Here is a 1,170-nt window from a genome sequence, read left to right as displayed (position 1 = left end):
GGCGAACGCGATGCGCGACATCCAGGCCGACAACGGCGTGCTGAAGGCCACGGTCACCTACCCCGCGACGATGGCCGCCTCGGCGATCAAGATCGCCCGGCTCATCGCGCAGGGCAAGGGCATGAGCGACCTGCTGGAGCAGGAGGTGCCGCAGTCGATCACGCTGGCGTCGGAGACCATCACCAAGGAGAACGCGGAGAAGTATCTGCCGCTCGGGTTCGAGTCGTGAGGCCCGTAGTCGGCATCGGCATGGTCGGGTACGCGTTCATGGGACGTACCCACTCCCAGGCGTGGCGCAGCGTGGACGCGTTCTTCGACCTGCCGATCAAGCCCGCGATGGTGGCGGTCGCCGGCCGGTCCGCCGAGGCGACCGCGCAGGCGGCCGAGAAGCTGGGGTGGGCCCACGCGGAGACCGACTGGAAGCGGCTCCTCGAACGCGACGACGTGCAGATCGTGGACATCTGCACGCCGGGTGACAGCCATGCCGAGATCGCGATCGCGGCGCTGGCGGCGGGCAAGCACGTGCTGTGCGAGAAGCCGCTGGCCAACACCGTGGCCGAGGCCGAGGCGATGGCCGCGGCGGCGAAGGAGGCGGCGGCGCGCGGCGTGCGCAGCATGGTCGCCTTCAACTACCGCCGCGTGCCCGCCATCGCGCTGGCCCGGCGGTTCGTGGAGGAGGGCAGGCTCGGCGAGATCCGGCACGTGCGGGCGGAGTATCTGCAGGACTGGATCGTCGACCCCGAGTTTCCTCTGGTCTGGCGGCTGCAGAAGGACAAGGCCGGATCGGGCGCCCTCGGCGACATCGGCGCCCACATCATCGACACCGCCGAATTCATCACCGGTCAGCTGCTGACCGGGGTGTCGGCGGTGACCGAGACCTTCGTCAAGGAGCGTCCCCTGGCGGCCAGCTCGGCCGGGCTCTCGGCCGGCGGCGGAGCCGGGAGGGGCCCGGTCACCGTGGACGACGCCGCGCTGTTCATCGGCCGGTTCAGCGGTGGCGCGCTGGGCTCCTTCGAGGCCACCCGCTTCGCTACGGGGCACAAGAACGCGCTGCGCATCGAGGTGAACGGCTCGGCGGGCAGCCTGGCCTTCGACTTCGAGTCGATGAACGAGCTGTGGTTCCACGACCACACCATCGGCAGCGCCGAGCACGGTTTCCGGCGGGTGCTG

At 70.3% G+C, this 1,170-nt stretch carries 1 protein-coding gene and 1 pseudogene; both read left to right on the top strand.

The features are described from left to right. Positions 1–229, top strand: a pseudogene (locus FLX08_RS39910) (sugar ABC transporter substrate-binding protein); the annotation flags it as partial. Next, a partial coding sequence (locus FLX08_RS39905) for a Gfo/Idh/MocA family protein (protein WP_244313246.1) occupies positions 226–1,170 on the top strand: 945 nt, incomplete at its 3' end. The pseudogene FLX08_RS39910 and the gene FLX08_RS39905, both read left to right, overlap by 4 nt.

Source organism: Microbispora hainanensis, assembly GCF_006874475.1.
Lineage (GTDB): Bacteria > Actinomycetota > Actinomycetes > Streptosporangiales > Streptosporangiaceae > Microbispora > Microbispora hainanensis.
Note: the sequence above shows the minus strand (reverse complement) of the source record. Positions and strands in the feature narration are given on the sequence as shown.